This is a genomic window from Streptomyces sp. TSRI0107 (assembly GCF_001905845.1).
Lineage (GTDB): Bacteria > Actinomycetota > Actinomycetes > Streptomycetales > Streptomycetaceae > Streptomyces.
The window spans coordinates 21,200-42,899 of the sequence record NZ_LIVZ01000018.1 but is presented as its reverse complement, the minus strand read 5'-3'; the positions used below and the strand labels follow the sequence as shown (position 1 = coordinate 42,899).

Annotated in this window: 21 protein-coding genes and 1 pseudogene; 16 read left to right on the top strand and 6 right to left on the bottom strand. The window is 69.9% G+C overall.

Going from position 1 to position 21,700, the window contains the following annotated elements; all coding sequences use genetic code 11:
• The first annotated feature begins 149 nt into the window (after positions 1-149).
• The 4 genes and pseudogenes from AMK31_RS36045 (at position 150) to AMK31_RS36030 (ending at position 5,575) form a co-directional block, all read left to right on the top strand.
• On the top strand, positions 150-2,669 hold the full coding sequence (locus AMK31_RS36045) for a penicillin acylase family protein (RefSeq protein WP_073944975.1): 2,520 nt from the start codon (positions 150-152) through the stop codon (positions 2,667-2,669).
• Positions 2,670-2,710: 41 nt separating this feature from the next.
• Positions 2,711-3,796: an alpha/beta hydrolase gene (locus AMK31_RS36040; RefSeq protein ID WP_073944974.1), complete on the top strand. Its 1,086-nt coding sequence runs from the start codon at positions 2,711-2,713 to the stop codon at positions 3,794-3,796.
• Positions 3,797-4,240: 444 nt separating this feature from the next.
• A pseudogene (locus AMK31_RS36035) lies at positions 4,241-4,892 on the top strand (helix-turn-helix transcriptional regulator); the annotation flags it as partial.
• A 131-nt stretch (positions 4,893-5,023) separates the two neighbouring features.
• Positions 5,024-5,575, top strand: coding sequence for an SMI1/KNR4 family protein (locus tag AMK31_RS36030; RefSeq protein ID WP_073944973.1), 552 nt, complete (start codon positions 5,024-5,026; stop codon positions 5,573-5,575).
• A 45-nt stretch (positions 5,576-5,620) separates the two neighbouring features.
• Here AMK31_RS36030 and AMK31_RS36025 read toward each other — a convergent pair whose 3' ends face one another.
• Positions 5,621-7,282 (bottom strand): peptidase M23, encoded by a 1,662-nt coding sequence (locus tag AMK31_RS36025; RefSeq protein WP_073944972.1) that lies wholly within the window; start codon positions 7,280-7,282, stop codon positions 5,621-5,623.
• 200 nt (positions 7,283-7,482) lie between these two features.
• Between AMK31_RS36025 and AMK31_RS36020 the strand changes: the two genes are divergently transcribed.
• Positions 7,483-8,148 carry a cutinase family protein gene (locus AMK31_RS36020; RefSeq protein ID WP_073944971.1) on the top strand — a complete coding sequence of 222 codons (666 nt, stop codon included), beginning with the start codon at positions 7,483-7,485 and terminating at the stop codon, positions 8,146-8,148.
• Between the two features lie 101 nt (positions 8,149-8,249).
• Here AMK31_RS36020 and AMK31_RS36015 read toward each other — a convergent pair whose 3' ends face one another.
• Positions 8,250-9,359 carry a BTAD domain-containing putative transcriptional regulator gene (locus tag AMK31_RS36015; RefSeq protein WP_073944970.1) on the bottom strand — a complete coding sequence of 370 codons (1,110 nt, stop codon included), beginning with the start codon at positions 9,357-9,359 and terminating at the stop codon, positions 8,250-8,252.
• A 1,576-nt stretch (positions 9,360-10,935) separates the two neighbouring features.
• On the opposite strand from AMK31_RS36015, the gene AMK31_RS36005 reads away from it, so the two are divergent.
• The 6 genes from AMK31_RS36005 (at position 10,936) to AMK31_RS35975 (ending at position 15,653) form a co-directional block, all read left to right on the top strand.
• On the top strand, positions 10,936-12,063 hold the full coding sequence (locus AMK31_RS36005; RefSeq protein WP_241842836.1) for an RHS repeat-associated core domain-containing protein: 1,128 nt from the start codon (positions 10,936-10,938) through the stop codon (positions 12,061-12,063).
• Positions 12,064-12,142: 79 nt separating this feature from the next.
• Positions 12,143-12,331 (top strand): hypothetical protein, encoded by a 189-nt coding sequence (locus AMK31_RS36000; RefSeq protein ID WP_073944969.1) that lies wholly within the window; start codon positions 12,143-12,145, stop codon positions 12,329-12,331.
• Positions 12,332-13,365: 1,034 nt separating this feature from the next.
• A complete protein-coding gene (locus AMK31_RS41855; RefSeq protein WP_241842835.1) occupies positions 13,366-13,941 on the top strand; it encodes a hypothetical protein in 576 nt (191 codons plus the stop codon).
• Positions 13,942-14,284: 343 nt separating this feature from the next.
• On the top strand, positions 14,285-14,680 hold the full coding sequence (locus AMK31_RS35985; RefSeq protein WP_073944967.1) for a hypothetical protein: 396 nt from the start codon (positions 14,285-14,287) through the stop codon (positions 14,678-14,680).
• A gap of 332 nt (positions 14,681-15,012) precedes the next feature.
• The gene (locus tag AMK31_RS35980) at positions 15,013-15,279 is read left to right on the top strand and encodes a hypothetical protein (protein ID WP_073944966.1); all 267 of its coding nucleotides are present in this window, start codon (positions 15,013-15,015) and stop codon (positions 15,277-15,279) included.
• 35 nt (positions 15,280-15,314) lie between these two features.
• On the top strand, positions 15,315-15,653 hold the full coding sequence (locus tag AMK31_RS35975) for a hypothetical protein (RefSeq protein WP_073944965.1): 339 nt from the start codon (positions 15,315-15,317) through the stop codon (positions 15,651-15,653).
• A 79-nt stretch (positions 15,654-15,732) separates the two neighbouring features.
• On the opposite strand, the gene trxB is transcribed toward AMK31_RS35975, so the two are convergent.
• The 3 genes from trxB to AMK31_RS35960 are packed head-to-tail and all read right to left on the bottom strand — an operon-like array spanning position 15,733 to position 17,831.
• A complete protein-coding gene (gene trxB / locus AMK31_RS35970) occupies positions 15,733-16,713 on the bottom strand; it encodes a thioredoxin-disulfide reductase (protein WP_073944964.1) in 981 nt (326 codons plus the stop codon).
• Between the two features lie 4 nt (positions 16,714-16,717).
• Positions 16,718-17,137: an arsenate reductase ArsC gene (locus AMK31_RS35965; protein WP_073944963.1), complete on the bottom strand. Its 420-nt coding sequence runs from the start codon at positions 17,135-17,137 to the stop codon at positions 16,718-16,720.
• A gap of 55 nt (positions 17,138-17,192) precedes the next feature.
• Entirely contained in the window at positions 17,193-17,831 is a 639-nt protein-coding gene (locus AMK31_RS35960; protein ID WP_073944962.1) for an arsenate-mycothiol transferase ArsC, read from the bottom strand.
• A gap of 100 nt (positions 17,832-17,931) precedes the next feature.
• Between AMK31_RS35960 and AMK31_RS35955 the strand changes: the two genes are divergently transcribed.
• The 5 genes from AMK31_RS35955 (at position 17,932) to AMK31_RS35935 (ending at position 21,257) form a co-directional block, all read left to right on the top strand.
• Positions 17,932-18,246 carry an ArsR/SmtB family transcription factor gene (locus tag AMK31_RS35955; RefSeq protein WP_073944961.1) on the top strand — a complete coding sequence of 105 codons (315 nt, stop codon included), beginning with the start codon at positions 17,932-17,934 and terminating at the stop codon, positions 18,244-18,246.
• Positions 18,247-18,307: 61 nt separating this feature from the next.
• Positions 18,308-19,108 carry an aquaporin gene (locus tag AMK31_RS35950; protein WP_073944960.1) on the top strand — a complete coding sequence of 267 codons (801 nt, stop codon included), beginning with the start codon at positions 18,308-18,310 and terminating at the stop codon, positions 19,106-19,108.
• Positions 19,105-20,169 (top strand): ArsO family NAD(P)H-dependent flavin-containing monooxygenase, encoded by a 1,065-nt coding sequence (locus AMK31_RS35945; protein ID WP_073944959.1) that lies wholly within the window; start codon positions 19,105-19,107, stop codon positions 20,167-20,169. Before AMK31_RS35950 ends, AMK31_RS35945 begins: the two co-directional genes overlap by 4 nt.
• 45 nt (positions 20,170-20,214) lie before the next feature.
• Positions 20,215-20,550, top strand: a complete 336-nt coding sequence (locus tag AMK31_RS35940; protein ID WP_073944958.1) for an ArsR/SmtB family transcription factor — start codon at positions 20,215-20,217, stop codon at positions 20,548-20,550.
• Positions 20,550-21,257 (top strand): cation transporter, encoded by a 708-nt coding sequence (locus tag AMK31_RS35935; RefSeq protein ID WP_073944957.1) that lies wholly within the window; start codon positions 20,550-20,552, stop codon positions 21,255-21,257. The genes AMK31_RS35940 and AMK31_RS35935 overlap by 1 nt, the downstream gene beginning before the upstream one ends.
• Positions 21,258-21,344: 87 nt before the next feature.
• On the opposite strand, the gene AMK31_RS35930 is transcribed toward AMK31_RS35935, so the two are convergent.
• Positions 21,345-21,680, bottom strand: a complete 336-nt coding sequence (locus tag AMK31_RS35930) for a YnfA family protein (RefSeq protein WP_073944956.1) — start codon at positions 21,678-21,680, stop codon at positions 21,345-21,347.
• Positions 21,681-21,700: the final 20 nt, after the last annotated feature.

Sequence of the window (21,700 nt, the reverse complement as noted above, 5' to 3'; positions counted from 1 at the left end):
ATGCCGTTCGCCCCGGCCTCTCAGGGCCGGGCGGAGCGGCGGACGGCGCCGGCGCCCCTGGGGTGCCGCGGCATCATCGAGATTTCATCGGTCCTCCCTAGCGTGGCCGCGTTCAGACGACGGCCTGTGGACAGGGGAAGGACGGCTCGATGGCGCGGAGGAGACACAGAGCGGGGCTGCCGATGGCGGTCGCGGCCGCAGCGGCGGTGATGAGCACGACGGCGGTCACCGGGCCCGCGGCCACCGGAGCGGCCGCCGCCGAACCGGGGCCGGACAAGCCGACGATCCGTTACACCGAGTACGGAATCCCGCACATCACCGCCTCCGACTGGGAGGGCCTCGGAACGGGCTACGGATACGCGGCGGCCAAGGACAACATCTGCACCCTGGCCGACACCTATCTGATGGTCAACGCCCAGCGCTCACGCCACCTGGGACCCGATGGCAAGACGAGCCCCGGCAAGGACCAGAACACCACCACCAATCTCAACAGCGACCTGTACTTCCAACGGATCAAGGACAACGGGGTGGTGGAGCGGCTGCTCGCCCTGCCCGCCCCCAACGGGCCGGAGCCGGAGGTGAAAGAGGCCATCCGCGGCTACGTCCAGGGATACAACCGGTACCTGTCCGAGACGGGCGTGAACAACATCACCGACCCGGCCTGCCGTGGTGCCGCCTGGGTGCGGCCGATCACGGAGCTGGACGTCTACCGGCACGCGCACGCCGAGATCATCATGGGCAGCGCCGACGCGCTGCTGGACGGCATGGTGAACGCCACGCCCCCGGGCGCGTCGGCCGCCGCGCCGCCGGCCTCCTCACCCGAGGCGGCCGCGCAGACCCCGAAGACCCCGAAGACCTCGAAGGCCGCGAAGGCGAAGGCCGCCGAGACCGCGAAGAAGATCAGCGACGCGATGGCGGCGAGCCACCAGCAGGGCATGGGCAGCAACGCCCTGGCGGTGGGGTCGCAGGGCGTGTCCGGCGGCACCAGCATGCTGCTGGCCAACCCGCACTTCCCGTGGCAGGGCAAGAACCGGATGTGGCAGAGCCACCTGACGATCCCGGGAAAGCTCAACGTCTCCGGGGCCAGTCTGCTCGGACTCCCCGCGGTGAACATCGGCTACAACGACAACGTCGCCTGGAGCCACACTGTCGCCACCGTCGCTCCCTTCGGACTGTTCGACGTGCAGGTGGATCCGCTGAACCCGACCAAGTACCTCGTCGACGGTAAATGGGAGCAGATGACCTCGCAGCAGGTCGGTGTCGACGTGCGCAACGCCGACGGCTCGATCCGCAGGGTCACCAGAACCCTGTGGTCCACCCGCTACGGACCGATCACCACCTCGATCCAGGGCATCTCCCTGCCCTGGGTCGTCAGCGCGCACGCGGTGCGCGACGTGAACATGGACAACCTGCGGGCGCTGAACACCTGGTTCCGCCTGGACCAGGCCAAGGACGTCCACGACGTCGTGAACACCCTGGAGACCACGCAGGGCGTCCCCTTCTTCAACACCGTCGCCTCCGACCGCAAGGGCAACGCCCTGTACGCGGACATCCAGGCCACCCCGAACATCACCGACGAGCACGCCACGTCGTGCCTCACCATGACCGGTCAGCTGCTGTTCAACCCGGGGCTGCGGCCGTCGAACGTGCCGCCCGTCTCGATCTTCGACGGCAAGCGCAGCGAGTGCGACTGGCCCAACGACCCGAACGCGGTCGCGCCAGGGCTGCTGGCCCCGCACAAGCAGCCGCGCCTCATCCGGTCCGACTTCGCGGGCAACGCCAACGACAGCGCCTGGCTGGCCAACCCCGAGCAGCCGCTGTCCTTCCCCCAGGTGATGGGCGACGCCGCGACGCCCAGGTCGCTGCGGACCCAGGAGCTGATCCTGACCGCGCGGAACCGGATCAACGGCACCGACGGCCTGCCGGGCAAGGGCTTCACACCGGAGACCATGGGCAAGTTGCTGTTCGCCGACAACAGCAGGGCGGCCGACCTGACCCTCAACGCGACGGTGGAGGCCTGCCAAGGCGCCCCCTTCGGGCTCGTCCTGGTGGACGGCAACCTCGTCAACGTGAGCGAGGCATGCCCGATCCTGGCCGCCTGGAAGGACCACAACTACACGGCGGACAGCCGGGGATCCTGGCTGTTCGCGAACTTCTGGGTCCGCCTGCAAGGCGGCCAGTCGATCGACAAACTGCCGTGGCGGGTCGCATTCGACCCCAAGGACCCGGTCCACACGCCCAACTCGCTTGATTCCGGCAACTCCGCCGTCCGCGACGCGCTGGCCCGGGCAGTCCACGCGCTGCGCAAGGCGGGCGTCCCGCTGAACGCGCCACTGTCGGACATCCAGAAGGTCACGCGCGGCCAAGAGCAGATCCCGATCCACGGCTCGATCGGCGAACTGGGCGTACTGAACGTGATCACTCCCGGCCAGGTCGACGGAAAGCTGGACATCGTCTTCGGCTCCAGCTTCATCCAGCAGGTGCGGTTCACCACCGACGGACCGCCCGAGGCGTACTCCGTCATGGCCTACTCCCAGTCGGCCGACCCGAACTCACCGCACTATGCCGATCAGACCAAACTCTTCTCGGCGGGCCAATGGGTGACCGAGCGGTTCACCGAGGAGCAGATCGCGGCCTCACCGGAGTTGCGGATCAAGGTTCTGGACTGAGCATGCCGATAACACTCACGAGACTCACCAGGGGGCACGCTGTGACAAGGAGATCGAACTGGTGGCGACTGGCGGTGGCGTGGATGATCGCCGCCGTGGCCATGGTCGCGCCGGTGGCTTCGGCGCAGGCGGCCGACGGCGGCACCACGCCGCCGCCGATGACGAACGGCTTCGGTCTGACCCAGGTCGGCACGGCGCAAGGAACCGCCACCAACTTCCACCTCACCGTGACCACGCCCGAGGTCGCGGGTGAGCAGCACATCAAGATCATTCTGCCGAGCGGCTACTACGACGACCCGGGCAGGCGCTACCCCGTGCTGTACTTCCTGCACGGATCGCCCGACGACCCGATCCAGCAGAACTACCCTGCCCTGACCATCTCGGACCAGATGATCACGGTCATCCCGGACGGCGGCGCACGGGGCTGGTACGCCAACTGGCTCAACCAGAAGACCGCGGCCGGTGCCCAGAACTGGGAGAACTTCCACCTCAAGCAGGTGATCCCGTTCATCGACGCGAACCTTCGCACCATCGCCACCAAGAAGGCGAGGGCCATCGCCGGCGTCTCCATGGGCGGCTTCGGAGCCTTCCACTACGCCCAGGCCCGTCCCGACCTGTTCAGCCAGACCGCGTCCCTGTCGGGAGACATCGACTTCTCGGCCCGGTCCATGGACCTGCGGTTCGCCGTCGTCGCCTCCCTCATCGACGCGACCGGTGCGATCTGCGGCTCCTCGTCCGGATCCTGCGACCCCAACGAATCCCCGTACAAGCCCGCGGTGGACAGTGACGCGGCGTTCGGTTCGCCGTACCCGGTGTTCAACGCCGACTGGCGCTGGAACGAGGTCGACCCGTCGCAGCACATGGACAGGCTCGCCAAGGGCGGAGTCGGAGTCTCCATCTACGTGGGCGACGGAGGCGGCTCACCGCTGGAGCCGGAGTTCTGGGTCGCGGGCGCGGCCAAGAACGTCAAGGCCAGCATGGACGCCCTGGGCATGTCCTACTACTACGTCAACTACGGCGACGGCTCCGGCTGGGGCACCCAGTGCAACGGCGGCCACAACGCCGGCTGCTGGGAACAGGACCTCCGGGACCTGATCCCGCGCCTGGAGAGGTCCTTCGCCGCCTGACGCTCCCGCACGTTCAGGCGCCCGCCCGTCGGCCCCCGTCCACCGCTCGTGCGGTCCGGGGGCCGACGGCGGGCGCCTTCGTCGCGTACGGGCCGGGCTGGAGGCGGCGTCAGGAGAGGAGCGAGCGGCCGGTGGGCGCCGGCCGGAGCGTTCGGGAAGCTGCCGTCTGTGCTCGTTCGATGCCCGGCAGGATCTCGTCGCGCGCGAGGGGTGGGCCTGGATGGCGGCGAGGTGCCGGCGGTGCGCGCGCTCGTCGGGGTACGAGGCGAAGAGCACGGCGACGTACTCTCCGGTGCGCACCGGAAGCCTGGGGAAGGTGTTGGACGCTGGTTCGGTGGCCAGGAGGGCGAGTGGCGCGGGCCCCGTCTCAGGCAGCACGGGCAGCACACTGTCTCGGATCAGTGCGGCACCACTGTGCTCTCCGGGGCGGCAGGACCACACGGTGGCTACCGCGACCTGGCGCGCCTCCAGGCCGCCGGATTCCCGGTCTACGCCGAGCCGGGCCGCAAAGGCGGCTACCGGCTGCTCGACGGCTACCGCACCCGGCTGACCGGGTTGAGCGAGAGCGAGGCGCGGGCGTTGTTCTTCGCCGGGCTGCCGGACCCGCCGCCGACCTGGGGCTCGCGGCCGAGGTGACGGCGGCACGCCTGAAGTTGATGGCCGCACTGCCGGCGGGGCCGCGCGAGGAGGCGGCGCGTACCGCGGAGGTGTTCCACCTGGACGCTCCCGGCTGGTACCGGGAACCCGAGCCGACGCCGTATCCGCCCCTGTTCGTCGACGCGGTGCTCACCCAGCGGGTGGTGGACGTGCGCTACCGCCGATGGCGGGCGCCGCAGGAGGTGGATCGCCGCCTCCGTCCCTTCGGCCTCGTACTCAAGTCCGGGACCTGGTACGTCGTGGCCGCCACGGATAACGGACGGCGAGCTACCGCGTCTCCCAGGTCCTCGACGCGGTGCTCGGCGACGAGCGGTTCGACCGCCCGCCCGACTTCGACCTGGGCGCGTACTGGACCTCCTACCTCGACGATATCCGGGCACGCCGCTACACCGGAACAGCCACCGTCCGCCTGTCTCCTCAAGGACGCCGACGCCTCCCCCCGGCCCGTACTGCGCCGGGCCATGGCCACGACCGTGGCGTACTCGCCCGGGCGTACGAAGTCCACTGACGCCGGAGCACAGCACGCCATCGGCGATTCGGTCGACCACTCCGGGTTGTTAGGCTCGCCGGGTGGAGAGCTGGGACGAGGGAGGCGTGCGTGCCCGGATACGGGAGCTGGCGGCGCGGGACCCGGAGCAGGCGCGCTTTGGGGCGGCCACGCATCGGTACGTGTTGGAGCCCCCGCTGCCGGAGGCGGAGATCAGGACGTTCGAAGACGCCCACGGCATCGACCTGCCGGCCGAGTACCGCTCCTTCGTCGCGCGGGTGGGCAACGGTCCCGCAGGCCCCGCCCATGGGTTGATGCCGTTGACCCGTCCGCGCGCGGAGGCCGACGACGACTGGGCCGTGGACGACGAGTGGGCCGAAGACCGGCTGCCCGGGCGGCTCGCCGCGCCGTTTCCTCTCACCGAACCCCTGGCCGGCCGGGTCAACGTACCGACCGGTGACCTGACCCCGGGCACGCTCATGCTGGCCGAAGAGGGCTGCGGCATGTACATCCGTCTGATCCTGACCGGCCGGCACGCGGGCGAGATCTGGCGGATCGACCCGGACTGGGGCGGCTTCACCCCCACGAGCCCTGGTTTCCGCGCTTGGTACACGACGTGGCTGCAGCGCCCCTGAACCTCTCCACGACCCAGTCCGACCACGCCGCGAGGCGAGCACCCCCTAGTTGATCGCGGGGCCCGAATCGTTCAGCCAGGCCCATTCCGACCATGTGACGAACCCGGTCTGCCACCGGTGGTAGACACCGGCATGGCTGGTGCCGAACACCTCGATGCGACCGTCGGCGTTGTTGCTCGCACCGATCTCGGTGCCGCCGCCACCGAAGGTCTCCCACTGCGAGTACGCCGCGTTCGGGCCGGTCTGCCAGGAGTGGCTCGCGGTGGTGGCGTTGATCGCGAACACCTCGACCCGGCCGTCGACCGACCGTGACGTGGTCAGCTCGGCGTTGGAGACGCCGCCGGTGCCCGTCCACTCCGACCACGTGGTCGGGCTGGTCTGCCAGCGGTGGAACACACCGTTGGCGTTGGAGGCGAACACCTCGAGCCTGCCGTCCTGGTTGTAGCTGGCCGTGACGTCGTGGCCGCCGCCGCCGAAGTCCTCCCAGGCCGACCAACCGCCGTTCACACCCGTCTGGTACAGGTGCTTGAACGTCGAGTCGGACAGCGCGAACACCTCGAGTCGTCCATCGGGTGCGTTCTCCATGGCGAGGCGCGAATTGGCCGGGCCGCCGACGACGCCTTCCCACCCGGCCCAGCCACTGCTGGGCGCGGTCTGCCAGCGGTGGAAGACGCCGTTGGCGTTGGAGGCGAACACCTCGATACGGCCGTCGGCGTTGTTGCCCGCCGCCAGCCGGTATCCACCGGTGCCGAAGTTCTGCCAACCGGACCAACCCGCACTCGGCGCGGTCTGCCACATGTGGTCGAACGTGGTGTCCGACAGCGCGAACACCTCCAGCCGGCCGTCCGCGTTGGACGCCACCGCCAGCTGCGCGTTGCGCGGACCGCCCGCGAACCGCCACTGCGACCAGGCGCCGTTCACCGCGGTCTGCCACGAGTGGTACACGCCGTCTGCGCCGGCGGCGAAGGCCTCCAGCCGCCCGTCCGCGGACCGGCCCGACACCACACGGCCCGAGGCGTACGGGTGCTTCGGGCCGCTGCCCGTGCCGGCCCACAGCGCGTTGGCGATGAGTGCGGCGTCGTCCGCCTCGATCCCGTACAGGTGGCGCAGATCCTCCCGCGGTTGCTGGACACGCCAGCACACCTCGCCGATCGGCGCGTCGTTCCACGACCCGCCCTCATACACCCGTTCCATCGCGTCGAGGAAGGCGTTGGTGGCATAGGTCGGGTTCAGACGCTGTTCCCGGCTGCCCCACCAGTCCTGCTGCTGGAACAGCCCCACGCTGGTGTGGTCGACGGGCTGGGAGTAGTTGTTCATGCTGCTCTCCACGATGATCGTGGCGATGGCGATCGTCGCGGCTCGCGGGTTGAGTCCCCGGTCCTTCACCGCCTGCGTGACCATCCTCGCGCAGGAGATCTTGTACGCGTTGAGGTAGCCGGCCATCTTCGCGTGCAGCTGCGGGTTGAGTTGGTCGGCCATGATTGCGTCGGTGGGTGACGGGCCGGCCGGATCACATGGCACGGTCGGAATGGCGAACCCCTCAGGGCCACTGAAGTACCGGGACACGCCCGAGCGGTCGTCGCCCGGGTCCGGAACGGGCCCGGGTTGCGCGACGGCGACCGAGGCGGTCATCCCGATGACCAACGCCCAGATGCCGGCCACGACGGCCAGTCTGGTGAACACCCGATGTAAGCCGGTTCTTGCCACTGTGTGTACCCCTCCGTTGTGAAGTGAAGTCGGCGGAATTCAGCTGATTCAGGGGATCGGCGGCCGACGGTAGAGGGCGCCGATGAAATCCCGATGGAACGGGCCTCCACCCCGGCCTCAGGATTTGGGTTTCATCGGGATGTCATCGGCTGCTGTCACTGTCGTCCGGTGACCTTGGCCGACTAGATGGGGAGTATGGAATGCGGGCAAGAAAGTTCGCGGCCGCGCTGGCCGGACTTGTGCTGACAGCCGGGCTTTCAGTGGCGCAGGGATCCGCGGCGCAAGCGCAGACAGCGGCTTCCTGCGAGGGCACGTACACGATCGTTGTCGGCGGCACGGGAAGTTCGTGGAACAACGACGGCTTCAGCGGCAACATCCAGCAGCACGTCGGGTATCCCACCCAGATTCCCAACGGCGCGAGCGCCCGCGCAGGCGTCAACGAGCTGAACCGGCTGGTACGTAACCAGCGCGCCGCGTGTCCGGACCAGCACGTCAAGATGGGTGGCTATTCTCTGGGCGCCGCAGTGGTGCACATCTGGGTCACCGAGAACTGGATGACGTTCGGCAACGTCAACGCCATTCTCATCGCGGACCCCAAGCGCCAGGGCCCGCCCGGAGCCAATGGTGGAGCCGTGCCGTTCGGCGGTTTCGTCGGTGCCCCGCTCGCCGGTGCCGACAGGTTCTTCGGAAACGTGCCGGTCAAGACCATCTGCCACTGGGACTACGTCTGTGACGAGTCCGCCGGTATTTGGACGTACCCGGGCAACCACGTCAACAACTACCCGCACGACTTCAACATGGATCACCACAACGACAGCGCCAACGAGGAGTGGTACAACGGCGCCTGGTATCCCGCTTCCTGGTAATCGGAGAGGGTGCAAGGCCGAAATGCTTCGCCATCTGTCGTCGGCCCGGAAAACCGGTGCCGCCGACAGGTGGTGAAGCGCCCGCGCTGTTCGGGACCGCGTCACCGACGTTTCGTCGCACCATGACGACGCGCCCGCGGCCGCCCGGCCGAGGGGGAGAGGCCGAGGCCGGCTTCGTCGCCGCACAGAATCATCTGGTGCGTCCGCCGCAGCATCCGGCTCGGAGGTACCCCCAGGTCGTCGGCGAGACGGCGGCGGGCGCGGTCGAACACGGTCAACGCGTCGGCCTGCCGCCCGTTACGGTACAGAGCCCGCATCAGCATCGCGGCCAACGGCTCGTTCAGGGGGTGCGCCGCGGACAGGGCGAACAGCTCGGCGATCGCTTCCGAGTCCTGGCCCAGCCGCAGCTGCCACTCCAACTTCCGCTGCACGATGGCGATCCTGCGCTCGGTGAGCCGCAGCCGCTCCAGTTCCGCGAGCGGCCCGGGCAGACCGGCCAGAGGCTGCCCGCGAAACAGTTCCAGTGCCTGGCCACACAGGTGGACCGCCTCGGCCGGTTCCCCCGCCCGCTCCGCCGCCCCGATGACGGTGACCAGTTCCTCCATACGTGCCACGTCCACGTCGACCGCCCCGGGCACCAGCTGGTACCCACGCCGGGCGAACTCAATGACCGCGCCCGCAGCCTCCCCGCCCCGCAGGGCCTTGCGTAACCGGTAGACGTACACCGGCACCACGTTCCCTGCCGGCGGCTCCATTCCCCACACGTCATCGAGCAGTTCCTGCCGGCTGAGGCTCCGTCCCGTGCCCAGTGCCAGCGCCGCCAGTACGGCCTGCTGGCGGGGATGCCCCAGGTCCAGGGGCCGCCCGTCCTGCCAAGCCTGCAGCGGCCCGAGCAAGGAAATCCGCACCTTGGCCCCACCCACCCGGCCGGCGGCGGTCCGCGACACCGGGCTCACCGACTGCGTACGCGGCCCACGCCCGGGCACGACCAGCCCGCAGTCGAAGGCGTGGACGATGGCGGCGGCCCGGTCACGCAGACCGAGCTTCACCAGAATCCGCGCGAGGTGTTCGGCGACGGCACCCTCGGAAACTCCGAGGGCGGCGCCGATCTCGTCGTCCCGCAGGCCCCAGCCCACGGCGGCGAGCACCTTGCGCTCCTGCTGCCCGAGCACGGTGGCAGTCGGGCGTTCGGTGGTGACGGTCGTCGGCATCGCTGCTCCCCGTACTCCGGACTGTCGGTCTGGCGGGCGCCGACGACAAGGTAGAGGGGGAGCGCCGGGCAAGGCATCCGGAACGATCCGGAGTGACACGCGCGGCCTGGGCTCCTTGGTGCATTCCGCGGGCGTTGCCGGGCAGCGGCCGTCTTCCGCCACGCCTCCTGACCGGAATGCTCGGCGGCGACGTCAGGCGGGGTGCGTCGGCGGGGCAGAGGTCGGGCCGGGTGCGATGAGCCCGGGACAAGTTGATCGACGCCCTCCCCGCGCCGGACGCCCCCCGCTGGAATCCCGCCCGGTCCGCGTGCTCGCGTCGGCGGCTGTCGCCGCGTCCTGGTCGGTCTTCGTCCACGCCGGGTTCCGCCGGTTTTTGATGACACGATTGTGGATCTTCTTTTCGGCATTCTGGATCACGGAAAAATCATCACTGAGACGGCTGATTTCTCCAATGGCTTGGTCGCCCCGATGGCTGGGGGAGCCCTTGTCCTGCCGGGATCAACTGGAGGAGCCCCCCGGCCTACAGGAAAGCGGCTGGGAGGAGGTGATGAGGGGAAGCGGCCGATCGTGGCGACCACGCTGGAGCTGTGGCGTGAGCACGGTCCGGGCGGTTTCGCCTTTTCGCGTTTCGGCCGGGAAAACCCGTGGGACGCGATCAGAAACTCTCTCCAGGATTCCGCCCTCGCCCGCCGCGAGCAGGAGGAACGGCACCGCCAAGCGCAGAAAGCCGCTGAGCGGACCGCGAGGCCCAGGAGCAGGAGTGCCAGGAGGCGGAGGCGGGGCAGGCCTCGAAGGCCGGCGGCCGGCTCGGGCGCAGCTGACCCGGGCAAGTCTCCCGGCGGCGCGAGGGCTTGGCCAAGCACCCCTTGGGCAAGCGCTCATTGTGGGTGGCGGCTGCGAGGCTGAGGGCATGGACAGCGACGATGAGCAGCTGCCGCGCGGTCGGATCTAGGGAGCCGACCACGAACACGTGGGCCCGATGCCGGGACGGCGCTACGCCGAACTGGTGGGCAGGCGGCTGGACGGATTGCTGCTCGACATCACCAGGCTCCGGGAAGCACCCCGCGACTTTGTGCTGGTCCGAGTCCTGCGGGCCGCTCGTCCGGCTGCGCTCCCGGCTGGTCTGGGCCCGCTCAGGACCGTGCTGCTGTGGGCCACCCACGCCGCGTACGCTTCACGCTCCCTGGCTGTCTGGGCAGTTCCAGACAGGTAGCAGCCGACGTTCTTCCTTGCGTAGCACGACCCGCGACCGACCAGGATGCCGCGGGCCGGTCGAAGATGAGCCGCAGCCAGCTGATCGACGCCCTCGCCCGCATCGGCCGCCAGCGCAAGAAGAGCCCCGCCTGACGCTCGCGCCGACAAGCGCCGACGACTCGGGGTGCCGCACTGACGGTGGCCCTTCGACTCGATGGTGAGCGGTGGGTGGGAGCTTGCGGACAGCCTGAGGCAGGGGACCGACCCCGGGGGGCGTTCTGCTACCGCCGACGGTGTCGGCTCACACAGGGCACCTGTTTCGGCCGATGTGGACCGCCGGTGAATAACAGAACGGTCGATTCCGCGTCGGCACAGGCGTCCCATGTCGGGATCAGTAACGCCATGTCGCCCCGGAAGCGGCTGGACTGATCCCGGCCCCAAACTCAAGACCACCTACGAGTACGACACCCAGGACCGGCTCCGCTACGCCCTCGAAGCGGACGCGACGGGCGCGCGCAAGGCCTCCTGGCTGTACTGCTTCGACCAGGCCGGCAACCTCACCAGCCAGGACGGCAGCGCCGCAACCTGCCCCGGCTCGGCGCAGTTCACCTACAACGACGCCCTCCAGCTCACCGCCCAGACCGGCTCGGCGACCCCGTGGTCCTATGACCAGGCCGGCAACGAAACGGCCGGCGGACGGGTCGCCGCGACCGCGCGGTCGAACGAGAAATGGACCGACTACCACCAGCTGGCCGGCATCACGGTGGGCGGCACGGGCTACGACCTGGTCCACGCGGGCACGACCAACTCCGAGCGCACCAAGCTGGGTCCGACCTGGTTCCACCACACCGCGCTCGGCCTGGCGTCCACGACCACGAACGGCACCGACACCGGATTCATCCGCGAACCCGCGGGCACCTTGAACTCCATGACGACTGGGGGGAAGTCCTACTACTACCTCACCGACGCCACGGGCAACGTCCTGGGCCTGGTCGACGATGCGGGCAAGCGCACCCACACCTACGCCTACGGCCCCACCGGTCTGCCCCGCGGCACCACCACCGAGGCGGCCCCCCAGCCGTTCCGCTACACCGGCGCCTACCTCGACCCGACCGGCCTGTACAAGATGGGCCACCGCTACTACGACCCCCAGCTCGGCCGCTTCACCCAGCCCGACCCCTCGGGGCAGGAGACCAACACCTACCTCCACGCGGGCGGCGACCCCATCAACAACAGCGACCCCACGGGGCTGTTGGGTCTGCCGGATGTCGGCGGCGCACTCGAAGGGCTGGGCAGGGCGAGTGATCTGCTGAACACAGGCATCGCGGCTGTTCAGGGAGACGCAGAAGCCGCGTGGGCCAGTATGGCCGCGTGGGGAGTCGGGACGCTGGCTGGGATGGGTTGTGGAGCCATCATGATCAGTGCTGGTGTCACCGCTCCCGCTGCTCCCGCGGTGTGTGCGGGAGTCGGCTACTACGCAGGCGAGCTGACGGCCGATGCGCTGACGTAGACGTCACGCGAACAGGTGGGTCAGGGCTCACCCGACCCACCACACGTGCGGACGCGGCAATTGGAAGGAGATGCCTACCGTGTCAAGGTTTTCCGGCGACAACAACAAGATGCTGCGAATATGGCTTTCCGCATCCTTCGTATTCGCGCTTTTCCTGGTGTGGCTCATCTTCTTCCAGAAGATGTATGGAGCATGGGTGGGACTTGCGATCCTCGCACTCTTCTGGGTGCTGGCTTTCTGGGTGACCAAACCGTCGAACAGCCGATGATGTACCGCTTCGGTGTGGCCGAGCGGCCCGCGGGGAGAAGTCCCTACGCATGGTCAGCGAGTGAGGGGGGCTGATGGATACGGCAGCTCAGAAGATCGCACAGGCGAGAACCGTCCTCCTGGTCACCCTCGCCCTCGCGCTGCTGCTCAATTTGGCGTAGGCACTGTGGGACCCGGACGGTCAGGCATGGCTGGTCCCGCGGGTCGTGGTGTCGGTCCTGTTCGGCGTCGCCCTGCTCGCCTACGTGGCCTGCGGCCAGCGGCCTGCGAGGGCGCAGGGGGCACCTCGGTGAACGCTTCGCCGATGGCTGGATCGACGCGTCGGCATCGTGAGGTGGGGAGACAGGTCGCCGGCGAATGGCAGACGCTTGCCTTCACCCGGCGGTGCCAGCAGCTCCGCCGATAACTACGTAGACGGGGAAACAGGTCCTGGGCGCATACAACGTGCCTGACGCACCTGACCGCGCACCGAAGGTCTGTTTGCAGCGTACCGGTGAGCCCGCCCACCCGGGCGGGCTCATCACCTGTCTGATGCCGCTGCGCCGACGCCGAACTCGTCTTCCCGTAAGCGTGAATGCACTTGCGGTGAAAACGAGTCGCGACCGTATCATCCCGCCGCTGCGCTCGGCCCAAACCCCGGTGTGGCATGTCAAGGCTGTCATGCTCCGCGGGAGCCTGCCCATGGCCGCGATCTGCCTCCCCCTGGTCGCGATCCCGGACGCCTTGCCGCCGCATGTACTGCCCCTCATTGCCCTCTTTCTGACAGCTGTTCACGGATCTGTGCTGGTCCTCCAGTGGATTTTCCGCCGCTGACCTGACCGCCGGTGGTGGCGCCAGCAGACGCTCACGCCCCACCAGCCCCAGCCCGTCCGGCCGCCCGCGGCCGGACCGCCGGTACAGATACCCGTCCAGCACCCCCGAAAGAGGTCTCCTGTGTCCACCCATTCACGCGTCCAAACGGCTGACAACGCCTCGCGCCCGCCCCGCTTTGCCCCCTCCGCCGACCCCGCCCGCGCACGCCGCTGCACCGAAGCCATGCGCGACATCGCCGAGGACTGCACCGTGGTCTCCGAGGCCCTGCTGCACAGCGCCTACAGCGTTGCCGCGCCGAACACCGAACTCCTCCAACGCCTCGTCGCCCTCCGGGACCTGGTGGACGAGGCGATCAGAGTCGTCGTCGTCCGCCAGCGAGCCCAGGGCGAGCCGCTCGCCGACCTCGCCCCGATCGCCAACCGCACCGAGGACCGGCTCCGCAAGAAATACGACCCGCCCTCCGTCGACCGCGCCCTGGCCACCCGCCGCCGCCCCACCCCCGTCACCTACACCCCCAACACCGCGGCCGCACTCACCCCCGCCGAGACAGGCCTGATCACCGGCGAGCACTACACCAGCAGCTTCCGTGGTCTGAGCCTGCGCCACGGCGCGTTCACCCATCACGAGCCGGTGTCCGGCGCCTGGCTGCGCTCGATGGCCTCAAAGGCCGCGCGGACCCGCACCGTGAGTGTCCACCTGGAACTGCCCAGCGGCATCGTCACCCTCCACTCCCGCCTGGTCGGCGACGTGTTCTTCCATCCCGCCATCCCGGCCGGCACCCAGTCCCTCTCCGCTTGACAACCCGCGCAGTCCGCCGCGGGCGGGCCGACCACCCTCGATCCCGCCCTGGAACCGCGACGCGTCGTCGACGAGGCTGTGCGGTGCGCCGAGGCCATCGGCCCGCCCGCGCTGGACTCCTCTCGTCCCGACCACGGCTGACCCTGAAGAGAAACCCGAGGAGCGCATCGGCCGCCCCCGGAACTGCCCCCGGCCCCGTCCTGCGGCGGGTTGTGCTCCTTGCCCCGCCCCCGGCCATGGTCCAGCCAGCGGCCCGGGGGAGCGGTGCCCCCTCCCGCCCCCTTCGGGCCGCCCAAACCCGGCAGCCATGTCAGCGCAACGCCCGCGACTCACGGAGGACTTCATGAAGGTGACACCCAGCGGCTACGTCCTCGCATTCCCTCACGTCCTGGACGAGCTGCGAGCCACAGCAGCCCAGTGCAAGAACCCAGCACACCTCGACTTCGTGAACACCGCGATCACCGCGTTCGAGGAGGAGGGCCCAGGCGCCCAACCCCTCCTGAACGGCTGCCCCCTGCGTGCCGCACAGCTGATCTTCGAGGAAGTCGCCGAGGCGTACATCACCGCTGAGCAGGCCACACACGCCCAGGACCGAAGCAGCACCCTGGTCCGTGACTTCCGGCTCCCCTACACCAGCCACCGCCGCGCCCAGGCCCGCCGGGCAGAACGCGAACGCCGCCTCCGCAACGCCACCGGCCTGGACAGGCTGCGCCACCTCCTGACCATGCCGACCAACTGACCGCCCCGCGTCACATCCACATGGCCCCGAACTCCCGGCATCCGCCCCGGATTCGGGGCCGCCGCACCTCCGGCCGACCGCTGCCCTTGCACGGCTCGGACCCGCTTGCGGCAGTGTCTGTCCTGCCGGAAGGACGCTCCCGCACCCCTCTGCATTGCGCCCGCGCGCCGTCCCCGCCACCGGCCGCAACCCCGACCGCCGACCGAAGCCGCTGGCCACGCCTTTCGGCTCCGTCCCGTGACCGCACGCGGGGCGCCACCCGGTCGCCCCGAGCCTGCGTACACCCACTGGCACGACCCATTGCCTGCCCGCTGAGCCGGGGGAGCGGCGTTGTGCCGCTGCCGCGCTATGGCGCGTTCACCTGCGATGAGCCGGTGTCCGGCGCCTGGCTGCGCTCGACGGCCTTGGAGGCCGCCCGGACGCGCACCGTGAGCGTCGACCTGGAACGGCCCAGCGGCATCGTCACCCTGCACTCCCGCATGGTCGCCTTCTTCCCACCGCTCCGGCCGCGCTTTGCGCCTGACACCTCCGCCCGCATCCTGCATCACCGCCCGATCCGCCCGGCAAGCGCGCCTGGATCAAGGTCCGCTCCCGCCTGACTGCCGAGGCGCTGATCGGCGGGGTCACCAGGACCGTGACCGCGCCGGCCGCGCTGCTGCTGGCCCGGTACGACGCTGCAGGGCGCCTGCGGCTGATCGCCCGCACCACGCCCCTGCTCACCCCGGTACGGCGTGACCTGGCGCGGCACCTCCATCCGGCCGGCCCTGAACACCCTTGGAAAGGGAGCCGGTTCGGCGCCGGATGTGGAACCCGCAGCGAGCTGGAGTACCAGTGCGTACGCCCCGACCTGGTGGCCGAGTTCCTGGCCGACAGCGCGATCGACGACGGCGTCTACCGCCACCCCGTCCGTTTCCTGCGGCTGCGTTCGGACCTGACCCCCGAGGACGTGCCGCCGCTCACCGACGAGGTGTAGGTCTTGCAGAAACTGCAGGTCGCCCGGCGGCAGCGGTCTGAGCCGCTGCCGCCGGGCGCCGTGATCTGGCCGGGCGGCCTCAGCCGGGGACAGCGGCCAGCTCCTGCGCGGCCTGACCTGCTGCTCGGGCTGCGAGGTAGCGCTCGGCGTCGAGGGCGGCCTGGCAGCCGCTGGCGGCGGCGGTGATGGCCTGGCGGTAGGTGTGGTCGACGACGTCACCGGCGGCGAAGACGCCGGGGATGTTCGTACGCGTCGAGGGCGAGGCGACCTTCAGGTAGCCCTCGTCGTCCAGGTCCAGCTGGCCCTGGAACAGCTCGGTACGCGGGTCGTGGCCGATTGCGATGAACAAGCCGGTCACATCCAGATCGCGGGTGGCGCCGGTGAAGACGTCGCGCAGGACGACCCCGGCGAGCATGCCGTTGGCTTCCTTGATCTCGGCAATCTCGGTGTCGAAGGCGAAGGAGATCTTGTCGTCGGCGAAGGCGCGGTTCTGCATCACCTGGGAGGCGCGCAGGGTGGAGCGGCGGTGGACGACGGTCACGGAGCGGGCGAAGCGGGTGAGGAAGGTGGCCTCCTCCATGGCGGTGTCTCCGCCGCCGACCACGACGATGTCCCGGTCCCGGAAGAAGAAGCCGTCGCAGGTGGCGCACCAGGACACGCCCCGGCCGGACAGTTCCTCCTCGTTCGGCAGGCCGAGCTTGCGGTAGCCGGAGCCGGTCGCGACGATCACGGTCTTCGCGCGGTGCACGGTCCCGGCCGTGTCGGTGACTTCCTTGATCTCGCCGGTGAGGTCGACGGAGACGATGTCGTCCTCGACGACCTCGGCCCCGAACCTCTCGGCCTGCGCCCGCATGTTGAGCATCAGGTCGGGGCCGTCGATGCCCTCGGGGAAGCCGGGGAAGTTCTCGACCTCGGTGGTGGTGGTGAGCGAGCCGCCGACGAAGATGGCACCACCGAACACGAGGGGCCCCAGCACGGCGCGGGCGGTGTAGAGGGCGGCGGTGTATCCAGCGGGGCCGGAGCCAATGACGATGACCTCGCGTATGCCGGTCTCAGTCACGAGCTCACGCCTCCTGCTTCGCGTCGATCTCGGCGATCAGGGCCTCGATACGGGTCCGGATCTCGTCGCGGATGGGGCGTACGGCCTCGACGCCCTTGCCGGCCGGGTCTTCCAGGGCCCAGTCGAGGTACTTCTTGCCGGGGAAGATGGGGCAGGCGTCGCCGCAGCCCATGGTGATGACGTAGTCGGACGCCTGGACGGCCTCGGTGGTGAGGATCTTCGGCTTGGCCGCCGAGATGTCGATGCCGACCTCCTTCATGGCCTCGACCGCGGCCGGGTTGACCTGGTCGCCCGGGATGGAGCCGGCCGAGCGGACCTCGATCCGGTCGCCCGCGAGGTGGTTGAGGAATCCGGCGGCCATCTGCGAACGGCCGGCGTTGTGGACACAGACGAACAGCACGGAGGCGAGCGGGCTGGAGGACATCGGTTCTTCCTTCACAAGTGGATCAAGCAGGTGGTGCGGGAGATCGGGTACGGGTTCAGGTGCTCGGCAGGGAGGCGAGCAGGTCGGTGATGTGGGCGTCGATCTCGTCGCGGATGCCGCGGACGACGGTGATCGGGGCGCCCTCGGGGTCGGTGACGGGCCAGTCCAGGTAACGGCGGCCCGGCAGTACGGGGCAGGCATCCCCGCAGCCCATGGTGATGACGATGTCGGCGGCCTGCACGACCTCGTCGGTCAGCGGCTTGGGGAACGCGTCTGTGAGGTCTACGCCCGCCTCGGTCAGCACCTGCGCGACGGCCGGCTCGACCTCGGCGGCTGGGTGGGTACCGGCGGAGGAGACCACCACGTGGCCCTCGGCACGGTGGGTGAGCAGGGCGGCGGCCATCTGCGAGCGTCCGGCGTTGTGGCTGCACACGAACAGCACGCGCGGCAGGCCACTGCCGGGTGCGCCATCGATGTGGGCGAGTGCGTCGAGACGCTCGGTGGCCAGGTGCTCGGCCAGCACCACCAGGTGAGTGCGAACGCGGGCGTGTTCAGCGAGGCGCTCGTAGGAGTCGATGACCAGGCGCTGGATGGTCTCCGGCGAGAAGCGGCCCCGGTAGCGCAGGGCAAGGTGGGCTATGCCGGCCGCCAGGCGTTGGTCGGGCAGGACCGGGGGCGGGGATGATGCCGTCATGGGAAACCCTTCGGGTGTGGGCCCCACGGGTGTGGGGATGCGGGTCCCAAGGATCAGGCCGGGCTGGTATCAGCTCGGAGTGATGTGAGAGTATCAGTCCATGCTGACGTCAGTCGACACTGATCTGATGCGGGTTCTGGCCGACCCGCTCCGCCTGCAGATCGTCACCCTGCTCGCCAAGGAGACGCTCTGCTCCACGCACCTGATCGAGGAGACGGGAGCCAGACAGACCAACCTCTCCAACCACTTGAAGGTGCTGCGCGAGGCCGGTGTCGTGGAGACGGAACCGTGCGGCCGGTTCACCTACTACCGGCTCAAGCCCGACGTCATCGCCACCCTCGCGGGCCAGTTCGCCGACCTCGCGGAGACCGCGCGCTCAACGGCCGAGAACAACGTCAAGCGGTCCTGCCCCTGATTTCCCGGCGCCCGTCCACCGCCGCGTCCCATCGCCCCCTTGAACGCACCGAGGAGTCTTGTTGAGCGCCACCGAGGCCACCGAGCACGACAGAGCCGGCGGGTCCGCCATAACCCCCGCCGCTGAACCGCAGCCCGCCCCGGGGGCCATGCCGCCCCAGGCTCCGCCGCTGATCTCCAAGGCCGCCGCCGAACTGGTCGGCACGGCGGCCCTCGTGGCCATCGTGGTCGGCTCCGGCATCCAGGCCACCGAGCTGACCAAGGACGTCGGGCTCCAGCTGCTGGCCAACTCCACGGCCACGGTCTTCGGCCTCGGTGTCCTGATCCTGCTGCTCGGCCCGGTCTCCGGCGTGCACTTCAACCCGGTGGTCACGCTGGCCGAGTGGTGGACGGCCCGCCGGGGCGGCGCCGGGGTCGCAGCCCGCGAGCTCGCGGTCTACGTCCCCGCGCAGATCGTCGGCGCGATCGCGGGGGCGATTCTGGCGGACGCGATGTTCGGCGAGCCGCTGGTGAAGTGGTCCACGCACGACCGCTCGGCCGGGCACCTGCTGCTCGGCGAGGTCGTGGCGACCGCCGGGCTGATCCTGCTGATCTTCGGCCTGGCCCGTGCGGACCGTCTGCGCTTCGCGCCAGTGGCCGTGGCGTCGTACATCGGCGCCGCGTACTGGTTCACCTCGTCGACGTCCTTCGCCAACCCGGCGGTCACGATCGGCCGCGCCTTCACCGACACCTTCGCGGGCGTCGCACCAAATTCGCTGGCGGGCTTCATCGGCATGCAACTGATCGGCGCCGCGGTGGGCCTGGCACTGGTGGCACTCATCTTCCTGCCCGGCCGTACGGCCAAGGAGCCGTCGGCATCGTGACGAACACCGTGCAGGTGGTGGTGATCGGCGGCGGCCAGTCCGGGCTCGCCGCCGGCTACCACCTGCGCCGCCTCGGCCTTGACTTCGTCATCCTCGATGCCCAGAGCACGCCGGGCGGCGCCTGGCAGCACACCTGGGACTCCCTGCACCTGTTCTCACCAGCCGCGTACTCCTCACTGCCCGGCCGCCTCATGCCGGCGCAGACCGGCGAGACCTACCCCGACGCACAGCATGTGGTGGAGTACCTCGCCGACTACGAGAAGCGCTACGGGCTTCCCGTCGAACGACCCGTCCGCGTCCTCGGCGTGCACCGGGACGGTGAACTCCTGCGGGTGGAGACGGATTCGGGCACCTGGCTCGCACGCAGCGTGATCAGCGCGACGGGTACCTGGTGGCGGCCCTTCCTGCCCGCCGTGCCGGGCTCCTCCGACTTCGACGGCCGCCGGCTGCACACGGCGCAGTACCGCGGTCCGCGCGACTTCGCCGGGCAACGCGTCATCGTGGTGGGCGGCGGCAACTCCGGCGCCCAGATCGCCGCCGACCTCGCCTACGACACCGAGCTGACCTGGGTGACGCAGCGCCCGCCGCGCTTCCTCGCCGACGACATCGACGGCCGCGCCCTGTTCGACGCGGCCACCGCACGCCGCCGGGCCCTGGACGCGAGCCGCACGGACACGGGCGGCGTTGCCTCGCTGGGCGACATCGTCGCCGTACCGCCCGTCCGCGAGGCCCGCGACCGCGGCCTGCTCACGGCGAGCCCGATGTTCACCCGCCTCGTGCCCGGCGGCGTCGAATGGACCGACGGCACCCGCGCGGAGGCCGACGCGATCATCTGGTGCACCGGCTTCAGGCCCGCCCTCTCCCACCTTGCCCCGCTCCAACTGCGTGGCCGGCGCGGCCACATCGCTACGGCAGGTACCCGGGCCATGGAGGAGCCACGTCTGCACCTGCTCGGTTACGGCGACTGGACCGGCCCCGCCTCCGCCACCCTCATCGGCGTCGGGCGCCCCGCCCGCGAGGCCGCCCGAGACATCGCCGCACTGGTGGGACCCTTCCTCTGATAGTCCACGCTTTCATGAATTCAGGATTCTCTGTACTGTGACTGTGTGCTGACCGTCGTTTCCGATGTCGAGGTGCTCGCGCGCTTCGGCCGCGCCCTCGCCGATCCCATCCGCTGCCGCCTGCTGCTCGCTCTGTGCGAGAGCCCGGCGCACCCCTCCGACCTGGCCGAGCAGTTGGGCATTTCGCGTACCCGGCTGTCCAACCACCTGGCCTGCCTGCGCGACTGCGGTCTGGTCGTCGCGGTTCCCGTCGGCCGGCGCACCCGTTACGAACTCGCCGATCCGCGCCTGGGGCACGCGCTGGACGATCTGCGCAGCGCCGTCGTCGCCGTCGAGACCGACCGCACCTGCGCCGAGGCCGACGAGAAGGGCTGCTGCTGATGACGGCACTCTCCCTGGGCCCCCTGCCGAGCAGGCGGGACCAGCTCATCCGACGCATACGCCTCCTGGTCGCGGCGACGATCACGTACAACGTGATCGAGGCGATCGCCGCGATCACCGCGGGCAGCCTCGCGTCCTCCACCGCGCTGATCGGCTTCGGCCTCGACTCCGTCATCGAGGTCTCCTCGGCGGCGGCCGTGGCCTGGCAGTTCTCCGCGGCGGACCATGCCGTGCGCGAGGCCCGCGAGAAGACCACCCTGCGGATCATCGCGGTCTCGTTCTTCGCGCTCGCCGCCTACATCACCGTCGACGCCGTGCGGGCGCTGGCCGGCACCGGCGAGGCCGACCGTTCGATGCCCGGCATCGTGCTCGCCGCGCTCTCGCTGCTGGTGATGCCGTTCCTGTCCGCCGCCCAGCGACGGGCCGGACGCGAACTCGGCTCGGTCTCCGCGGTCGCGGACTCCCGGCAGACCCTGCTGTGCACCTACCTGTCCGCCGTGCTCCTGGCGGGCCTGGTCCTCAACGCCACCGTCGGCTGGTCCTGGGCCGACCCTGTCGCGGCACTGGTCATCGCCGTCATCGCGGCCAAGGAGGGCCGCGACGCCTGGCAGGGCAAGGGATGCTGCGCCCCTCCCGCCACTGCGATCACCGCTGCCAGTGCCGAGGCGGACGCCTGCGGCTGCCGCGCGGGCTGCGACTGCTGCTGACGGCTGCCCACCGGCCCCCCTGAGGGGGGCAGGCAACGGCCAACGCCGCGACCTGCGGGACGGGCATCCGTGCCTGCGGCCCCTTGGTCAGTTGCTGCGGGGCGCGTACATGATCACGGCCATCCCGGCGAGACAGACCAGGGCGCCGATGACGTCGTAGCGGTCGGGCCGGTAGCCGTCGGCGATCATGCCCCAGCCGATCGAGCCGGCGACGAAGATGCCGCCGTAGGCGGCGAGGATACGGCCGAAGTTGTCGTCGGACTGGAAGGTGGCCACGACCCCGTACAGACCCAGCGCGATGACGCCGGCGCCGATCCAGATCCAGCCCTTGTGCTCGCGGATGCCCTGCCAGACCAGCCAGGCACCGCCGATCTCGAAGAGGGCGGCGACGGCGAACAGGGCAACGGAACGAGCGACAACCATGCCGGTGACCCTACGGGCGG